This is a genomic window from Pseudomonas sp. UBA6315, assembly GCF_002438125.1.
Lineage (GTDB): Bacteria > Pseudomonadota > Gammaproteobacteria > Pseudomonadales > Pseudomonadaceae > Aquipseudomonas > Aquipseudomonas faucium.
Genome location: NZ_DJTF01000113.1, coordinates 826 through 8,986, shown reverse-complemented (window position 1 = coordinate 8,986; position 8,161 = coordinate 826). Strand labels below are relative to the sequence as shown.

6 protein-coding genes are annotated in these 8,161 nt (G+C 64.7%); all 6 read left to right on the top strand.

The genetic code is table 11. The annotated features are described in order from the left end of the window. Positions 1 to 2,442, top strand: a 2,442-nt coding sequence (locus B3E94_RS14170; protein ID WP_286913993.1) for a DNA gyrase subunit A, incomplete at its 5' end; no start/stop codon positions are given. A 256-nt stretch (positions 2,443 to 2,698) separates the two neighbouring features. After that, positions 2,699 to 3,784, top strand: a complete 1,086-nt coding sequence (gene serC / locus B3E94_RS14165; RefSeq protein ID WP_176514218.1) for a 3-phosphoserine/phosphohydroxythreonine transaminase — start codon at positions 2,699 to 2,701, stop codon at positions 3,782 to 3,784. Next, on the top strand, positions 3,784 to 4,878 hold the full coding sequence (gene pheA, locus B3E94_RS14160) for a prephenate dehydratase (protein WP_011532773.1): 1,095 nt from the start codon (positions 3,784 to 3,786) through the stop codon (positions 4,876 to 4,878). Before serC ends, pheA begins: the two co-directional genes overlap by 1 nt. A 148-nt stretch (positions 4,879 to 5,026) precedes the next feature. Continuing rightward, entirely contained in the window at positions 5,027 to 7,267 is a 2,241-nt protein-coding gene (locus tag B3E94_RS14155) for a bifunctional prephenate dehydrogenase/3-phosphoshikimate 1-carboxyvinyltransferase (protein ID WP_286913991.1), read from the top strand. Next, positions 7,264 to 7,950, top strand: coding sequence for a (d)CMP kinase (gene cmk, locus B3E94_RS14150; protein WP_176514213.1), 687 nt, complete (start codon positions 7,264 to 7,266; stop codon positions 7,948 to 7,950). The genes B3E94_RS14155 and cmk overlap by 4 nt, the downstream gene beginning before the upstream one ends. A 123-nt stretch (positions 7,951 to 8,073) precedes the next feature. Further along, positions 8,074 to 8,161, top strand: an 88-nt coding sequence (locus tag B3E94_RS25615; protein ID WP_414708152.1) for a hypothetical protein, incomplete at its 3' end; no start/stop codon positions are given.

Here is an 8,161-nt window from a genome sequence, read left to right as displayed (position 1 = left end):
AACTTCGGTTCGGTCGACGGCGACAACGCCGCGGCCATGCGATACACCGAAGTGCGCATGGCCAAGCTGGCCCACGAGCTGCTGGCCGACCTGCACAAGGAAACCGTCGACTGGGTGCCCAACTACGATGGCACCGAGCAGATCCCGGCGGTCATGCCGACCCGTATTCCCAACCTGCTGGTCAACGGCTCCAGCGGTATCGCCGTGGGCATGGCGACCAACATCCCGCCGCACAACCTCGGCGAGGTCATCGACGGCTGCCTGGCGCTGATCGACAACCCGGACGTCACCATCGATGAACTGATGCAGTTCATCCCGGGCCCGGACTTCCCGACTGCCGGCATCATCAACGGCCGCCAGGGCATCATCGAGGCGTACCGCACCGGCCGTGGCCGCATCTACATGCGTGCGCGCTCGGAAGTCGAAGACATCGACAAGGTCGGTGGCCGCCAGCAGATCGTCGTCACCGAGCTGCCGTACCAGCTGAACAAGGCGCGCCTGATCGAGAAGATCGCCGAGCTGGTCAAAGAGAAGAAGATCGAAGGCATCACCGAGCTGCGCGACGAGTCCGACAAGGACGGCATGCGCATCGTCATCGAGCTGCGCCGCGGCGAGGTGCCGGAGGTGGTGCTCAACAACCTCTACCAGCAGACCCAGCTGCAGAGCGTGTTCGGCATCAACGTGGTGGCCCTGATCGATGGTCGCCCGCGCCTGCTCAACCTCAAGGACCTGCTCGAGGCGTTCGTCCGTCACCGCCGTGAAGTGGTGACCCGCCGTACCGTGTTCGAGCTGCGCAAGGCCCGCGAACGTGGCCATATCCTTGAAGGCCAGGCGGTTGCGCTGTCCAACATCGACCCGGTCATCGCCCTGATCAAGGCTTCGCCGACGCCGTCGGAAGCCAAGGAAGCGTTGATTTCCACTGCCTGGGAATCCAGTGCCGTGCAGGTCATGGTCGAGCGCGCCGGCGCCGACTCCTGCCGCCCGGAAGACCTGCCCGAGCAGTTCGGCCTGCGCGATGGCAAGTATTACCTGTCGCCGGAACAGGCCCAGGCGATCCTCGACCTGCGCCTGCACCGCCTGACCGGCCTCGAGCACGAGAAGCTGCTGGCCGAGTACCAGGAGATCCTGGAGCAGATCGGCGAGCTGATCCGCATCCTCAGCAGCGCCGAGCGCCTGATGGAAGTGATCCGCGAAGAACTCGAAGCGATCCGCGCCGAATACGGCGATGCGCGCCGCACCGAGATCCTCAACGCCAGCCACGACCTCAACTACGGCGACATGATCCCGGAAGAAGAGCGCGTGGTGACCATCTCCCACGGTGGCTATGCCAAGACCCAGCCGCTGTCCGCCTACCAGGCTCAGCGCCGTGGCGGCAAGGGCAAGTCGGCGACCGGGGTGAAGGACGAGGACTACATCGAACACCTGTTGGTCGCCAACAGCCACGCCACCCTGCTGCTGTTCTCCAGCAAGGGCAAGGTGTACTGGAAGAAGACCTACGAAATCCCCGAGGCATCCCGCGCCGCGCGTGGCCGCCCGCTGGTCAACCTGCTGCCGCTGGAAGAGGGTGAGCGCATCACCGCCATGCTGCAGATCGACCTCGAGGCCTTGCAGCAGAGCGCCGATCCGGACGAAGAGCTGGAGGACGGCGACGAGGGCGTGATCGAAGGTGAAGTGGTCGAAGTCGAGGAAATCGACGAAGAAGACGGCGACACCCCTGAGTGGGTGGCCGAGCCTACCGGCGCCTACATCTTCATGGCCACCGCTTCCGGTACCGTCAAGAAGACCCCGCTGGTGCAGTTCGCCCGTCCGCGCTCCAACGGCCTGATCGCCCTGAAGCTGAAAGAAGGCGACACCCTGATTGCCGCGGCCATCACCGATGGTGCCAAGGAAGTCATGATGTTCTCCGACGCCGGCAAGGTGATCCGCTTCGCCGAAAGCGTGGTCCGCGAAATGGGCCGTACCGCCCGCGGCGTGCGTGGCATGAAGCTGGGCAAGGGGCAGCAGATCATCTCGATGCTGATTCCGGAGTCCGGCGCGCAGATCCTCACCGCCTCCGAGCGCGGTTTCGGCAAGCGCACGCCGCTGTCGAAGTTCCCGCGTCGCGGCCGTGGTGGCCAGGGCGTGATCGCCATGGGCACCAAGGGCCGCAATGGGCTGCTGATCGGCGCCATCCAGGTGCAGGAAGGCGAAGAAATCATGCTGATCTCCGACCAGGGCACGTTGGTGCGCACACGGGTCGGTGAAGTGTCCAGCCTGAGCCGCAACACCCAGGGTGTGACGCTGATCAAGCTGGCGGCTGACGAAACGCTGGTTGGCCTGGAACGTATCCAGGAGCCTTCGGAGGACGAGCTCGACGAACTGGTCGAGACGGACGCGGAAGGCGTCGAGGCCGATGCGGCGGACGGTGACAATGCCGGCGCCGAAGAGGCACCGCAAGAGTAAGCAAGCGCAACAACCCGAGCGGGGCGACCAAGGTCGCCCCGTTTGACTGATTAGAGACGTCAATGGGGCCGCTTTGCGGCGCATCGCCGGCGAGCCGGCTCCCACAGGTGCAGCGCAGACCGTGAATCTTGCGCGATCCCTGTAGGAGCCGGCTTGCCGGCGATGGCCTGCAAGGCAGGCCCCAGGCAAGCGACACAGTGGCAACTGGTCGGCATCGAATTACGATTTTGTTCTATTTGGCAGAGCGAGAGTGGATGTGAGCAAACGAGCCTTTAACTTCTGCGCAGGCCCTGCCGCGCTTCCTGAAGCTGTCCTGCAGCGTGCCCAGGCCGAAATGCTGGACTGGCGCGGCAAGGGCTTGTCGGTGATGGAGATGAGCCATCGCAGCGACGATTACGTGGCCATCGCCGAGAAGGCCGAGCAGGACCTGCGCGACCTGCTGTCCATCCCCTCGAACTACAAGGTGCTGTTCCTGCAGGGTGGCGCCAGCCAGCAGTTCGCCGAAATCCCGCTGAACCTGCTGCCCGAAGATGGCACCGCCGACTATATCGAAACCGGTATCTGGTCGAAAAAAGCCATCGAGGAAGCGCGCCGCTTCGGCAACGTCAACGTCGCCGCCAGTGCCAAGCCCTACGATTACCTGGCCATCCCTGGCCAGAACGAGTGGAAGCTGACCCAGAACGCCGCCTACGTCCACTATGCGTCCAACGAAACCATCGGCGGCCTGCAGTTCGACTGGGTGCCCGAGACCGGTGACGTTCCGCTGGTGGTCGACATGTCGTCCGACATCCTCTCGCGCCCGATCGATGTGTCCCAGTACGGCCTGATCTACGCCGGCGCGCAGAAGAACATCGGCCCGAGCGGCCTGGTGGTGGTGATCGTGCGCGAAGACCTGCTGGGCCGCGCCCGCAGCAGCTGCCCGACCATGCTCGACTACAAGGTCTCGGCCGACAACGGCTCCATGTACAACACCCCGGCAACCTATTCCTGGTACCTCTCTGGCCTGGTGTTCGAGTGGCTCAAGGAGCAGGGCGGCGTCGAGGCCATGGAGCAGCGCAACCGCGCCAAGAAAGACCGCCTGTATGGCTTCATCGATGCCAGCGAGTTCTACACCAACCCGATCAGCCACAACGCCCGTTCGTGGATGAACGTGCCGTTCCGCCTGGCTGACGAGCGCCTGGACAAAGCCTTCCTGGCCGGTGCCGATGCCCGCGGCCTGCTCAACCTCAAGGGCCACCGCTCGGTCGGCGGCATGCGCGCCTCGATCTACAACGCCCTGGGCCTGGAAGCGGTCGAAGCGCTGGTGGCCTACATGGCCGAATTCGAGAAGGAGCACGGCTGATGTCCGATCAGGAGTTGAAGGCGCTGCGTGTGCGCATCGACAGCCTCGACGAGAAGATTCTCGAGCTGATCAGCGAGCGCGCCCGTTGCGCCCAGGAAGTGGCCAAGGTCAAGACCGCTACGCTGGCTGAAGGCGAAAAGCCGGTGTTCTACCGCCCTGAGCGTGAAGCCGCTGTGCTCAAGCGCGTCATGGAACGCAACAAGGGCCCGCTGGACAACGAAGAGATGGCGCGCCTGTTCCGCGAAATCATGTCGTCCTGCCTGGCCCTGGAAGAGCCCCTGAAGATCGCCTACCTCGGCCCTGAAGGCACCTTCACCCAGGCTGCGGCGATGAAGCATTTCGGCCATGCCGTGGTCAGCCGCCCGATGGCGGCCATCGACGAAGTGTTCCGCGAAGTGGCGGCGGGCGCCGTCAACTTCGGCGTGGTGCCGGTGGAAAACTCCACCGAAGGCGCGGTCAGCCACACCCTGGACAGCTTCCTCGAGCACGACATGGTGATCTGCGGCGAAGTCGAGCTGCGCATCCACCATCACCTGCTGGTGGGCGAGAACACCAAGACCGACAGCATCACCCGCATCTACTCCCACGCCCAGTCCCTGGCCCAGTGCCGCAAGTGGCTGGACGCGCACTACCCGAATGTCGAGCGGGTGGCGGTGTCGAGCAATGCCGAGGCGGCCAAGCGCGTCAAGGGTGAGTGGAATTCGGCGGCGATCGCCGGTGACATGGCGGCCAACCTGTATGGCCTGACCCGCCTGGCCGAGAAGATCGAAGACCGCCCGGACAACTCCACGCGCTTCTTGATGATCGGTAGCCAGGAAGTGCCGCCGACCGGTGACGACAAGACCTCGATCATCGTGTCGATGAGCAACAAGCCGGGTGCCCTGCATGAACTGCTGGTGCCGTTCCACGAGAACGGGATCGACCTGACCCGCATCGAGACCCGCCCGTCGCGCAGCGGCAAATGGACCTACGTGTTCTTCATCGACTTCGTCGGCCATCACCGCGACCCGCTGATCAAGGCGGTGCTGGAGCAGATCAGCCAGGAGGCTGTGGCGCTGAAGGTGCTGGGGTCGTATCCGAAGGCAGTGCTTTGATTCAAGGCTGCAGGGGCCGCTTTGTGGCCCATCGCCGGCAAGCCGGCTCCTACACAATACCGGTGGGAGCCGGCTTGCCGGCGATGGGCTGCGACGCAGCCCCAGTAGCCACACAGACTGTCCTGATTTCTGAACAGGGTTCGCACTCGTGGTAAATGCAGTAACAACCAAACCCACACCGCTCATCAACCGCCTGGTCGTGGTCGGCCTTGGCCTGATCGGCGGCTCCTTCGCCAAGGGGCTACGTGAAAGCGGCCTGTGCCGCGAAGTGGTCGGTGTCGACCTGGATGCCGCCTCGCGCAAGCAGGCCGTGGCCCTGGGCGTGGTCGATCGCTGCGAGGAAGACCTCGCCAGCGCCTGCGTCGGCGCCGATGTCATTCAGCTGGCGGTGCCGATCCTGGCCATGGAAAAGCTCCTGGCCCGCCTGGCTCGGCTCGAGCTGGGCAATGCCGTGATCACCGATGTCGGCAGCGCCAAGGGCAATGTGGTACGCGCCGCCCGCGAAGTGTTCGGCCAGAGCCTGCCACGCTTCGTGCCCGGCCACCCGATCGCCGGTTCCGAGCAGAGCGGGGTGGAAGCCTCCAACGCTACCCTGTTCCGTCGTCACAAAGTCATCCTCACGCCGCTGGCCGAAACCGACCCTTCCGCCCTGGCTTTGGTCGACCGCCTGTGGCGCGCGCTGGGCGCCGATGTCGAGCACATGCCGGTGGAGCGCCACGACGAGGTGCTGGCCGCGACCAGCCACTTGCCGCACCTGCTGGCCTTCGGCCTGGTCGATTCGCTGGCCAAGCGCAATGAAAACCTCGAGATCTTCCGGTACGCTGCGGGTGGTTTCCGCGATTTCACGAGAATCGCCGGTAGCGATCCGACCATGTGGCACGACATCTTCCTCGCCAACCGCGAGGCGGTCCTGCGCACCTTGGACACATTTCGCAGCGACCTCGACGCCTTGCGCGACGCGGTCGATGCTGGGGACGGGCACCAGCTGCTGGGTGTATTCACCCGCGCACGGGTTGCCCGCGAGCATTTCAGTAAAATCCTGGCCCGCCGGGCCTATGTGGACGCTATGAACGCCAACGATCTGATTTTCCTGGCCCAACCGGGTGGCCGCCTGTCGGGGCGAATCCGCGTACCGGGCGACAAGTCGATTTCCCACCGTTCGATCATGCTCAGCTCGCTGGCCGAAGGCACGACCGAAGTCGAAGGCTTCCTCGAGGGTGAGGACGCCCTGGCGACCCTGCAGGCGTTCCGTGACATGGGGGTGGTCATCGAAGGCCCGAACCATGGCCGCGTGACCATCCATGGCGTTGGCCTGCACGGCCTCAAGCCGCCACCCGGGCCGATCTACGTGGGCAACTCCGGTACCTCGATGCGCCTGCTCTCGGGCCTGCTGGCCGGGCAGTCGTTCGACGTGACCATGACCGGCGACGCGTCGCTGTCCAAGCGCCCGATGAACCGCGTGGCCAACCCGCTGCGCGAAATGGGCGCGGTGGTCGAGACCGGCCCCGAGGGCCGCCCGCCGCTGACCATTCGCGGTGGCCACAAGCTCAAGGCATTGACCTACACGCTGCCGATGGCCAGTGCCCAGGTCAAATCCTGCCTGCTGCTGGCCGGCCTGTACGCCGAAGGCAAGACCACCGTCACCGAACCTGCGCCGACCCGTGACCACACCGAGCGCATGCTGCGTGGCTTTGGCTACTCGGTGCAAACCGATGGCCCGGTCGCTTCGCTGGAGTCCGGTGGCAAGCTCACCGCGACCCGCATCGAAGTGCCGGCAGACATTTCCTCCGCAGCCTTCTTTCTGGTGGCGGCCTCGATCGCCGAAGGCTCCGAGCTGGTGCTCGAGCACGTTGGCATCAACCCGACCCGTACCGGCGTGATCGACATCCTGCGCCTGATGGGCGGCGACATCACCCTGGAGAACCAGCGTGAAGTGGGTGGCGAGCCGGTGGCAGACCTGCGCGTGCGCGGCGCCAAGCTCAAGGGCATCGACATTCCTGAAGAGCTGGTACCGCTGGCCATCGACGAGTTCCCGGTGCTGTTCGTGGCCGCGGCCTGCGCCGAAGGGCGTACCGTGCTGCGTGGCGCCGAAGAGCTGCGGGTCAAGGAATCCGACCGCATCCAGGTCATGGCCGACGGCCTGATCACCCTGGGTGTGAAGTGCGAGCCGACCCCGGACGGCATCATCATCGATGGCGGCCCGATGGGCGGCGGCGAAGTGCATGGCCACGGTGACCACCGTATCGCCATGGCCTTCAGCGTCGCTTCGCTGCGCGCCAGCGCGCCGATCCGCATCCACGATTGCGCCAACGTCGCCACCTCGTTCCCGAACTTCCTCAAGCTGTGCGCCGAAGTCGGCATCCGCGTCGCCGAAGAGGGCAAGTCGTGAATTCGCAAGCACCGGTCATTACCATCGACGGCCCAAGCGGCTCGGGCAAGGGCACGGTCGCAGGCCTGCTGGCCCGCGAGCTGGGCTGGCGGCTGCTGGACTCCGGCGCGCTCTATCGTCTGCTCGCGTTCAACGCCACCAACCATGGCGTCGACCTGACCAACGAAGAGCTGCTCAAGGCCTTGGCCGCCCATCTGGATGTGCAGTTCATCGCCGCCGAGCCGGGTAAGCTGCAGCAGATCATTCTCGAAGGCGAGGATGTCAGCAACGTCATCCGCACCGAGACCGTCGGTGCCGGCGCGTCCATGGTCGCCTCCTTGCCGGCGGTGCGTGAGGCGCTGCTGCAGCGCCAGCGTGCCTTCCGCGAAGCGCCAGGGCTGATCGCCGATGGCCGCGACATGGGCACCGTGGTGTTCCCGGACGCGCCGTTGAAGGTTTTCCTGACCGCCAGCGCCGAGGAGCGTGCCCGCCGCCGCTACCTGCAGTTGAAGGGCAAGGGTGAAGATGTTAGTCTGTCGAGTCTGCTAGATGAGATTCGTGCGCGCGATGAGCGTGACACCCAGCGTGCAGTGGCCCCGCTCAAGCCAGCGGCCGATGCCATTCAGCTGGACTCAACCGAGTTGTCCATCGAGCAGGTGTTGCAACGTATCAGAAGCGAGCTCGCCCAGCGCGACTTGATCTGATCGCCAGGAGAGCCGGCAGGGGCACCAGTCAACGTCCTGCCAGCTTTCCTTTACTTAACGAAACCCACATTGTCTGGAATGTGGCTATGGGCGTCTGTTTCGCCCGAATCTACAGGAATTAAAATGAGCGAAAGCTTTGCAGAACTCTTTGAAGAAAGCCTGAAAACCCTCAATCTTCAGCCGGGCGCGATCATCTCCGGTATCGTTGTCG

Coding starts and splice junctions, on each gene's coding strand:
- pheA (WP_011532773.1), top strand. CDS start 3,784: ATGTCCGATCAGGAGTTGAAGGCGCTGCGTGTGCGCATCGACAGCCTC.